The following is a 348-nucleotide window of genomic DNA, read 5'->3' on the forward strand; positions in this document are numbered from 1 at the left end:
GGTCTCGAGCGAAACGCCCAGCCTGTCGGCCAGGCTGGCGATGGTGACGGTCCCCTCCTCCTGCAGCAACCGCAGGATCTCGCCATGCCGTTTCGAGTGGTTCATACGGGCGTCCCGAAAAATGACCGTTTCTAAGGCATTCCTAGCGCATTTAGAGGACTGGCCCATGCTTTCGGGCAAAATACCCAAAAAAAGTCACATCTTTTTATTGACAGAAGAGCAACCTCGGCGTGAAATTCACCTTCAACAGGGTTCGGAACTGCAGCGGGATGTAGCGGCAGAGCCGCAATTCACTGACCCCAGGCGGCGCGTAACGTGTCTGGCGCAAGGAATTTTCAGATCCGCGGG

Annotated in this window: 2 protein-coding genes; one reads left to right on the forward strand and one right to left on the reverse strand. The window is 56.3% G+C overall.

The window, feature by feature from the left end; genetic code table 11:
* A partial coding sequence (locus X742_RS1000000173700) for a winged helix-turn-helix transcriptional regulator (protein WP_156939521.1) occupies nt 1–105 on the reverse strand: 105 nt, incomplete at its 3' end.
* Between the two features lie 61 nt (nt 106–166).
* Between X742_RS1000000173700 and X742_RS1000000175355 the strand changes: the two genes are divergently transcribed.
* A partial coding sequence (locus X742_RS1000000175355; RefSeq protein WP_210164366.1) for a hypothetical protein occupies nt 167–348 on the forward strand: 182 nt, incomplete at its 3' end.

The sequence above is a fragment of the Mesorhizobium sp. LNHC229A00 genome (genome assembly GCF_000502415.1).
Classification (GTDB): Bacteria; Pseudomonadota; Alphaproteobacteria; order Rhizobiales; family Rhizobiaceae; genus Mesorhizobium.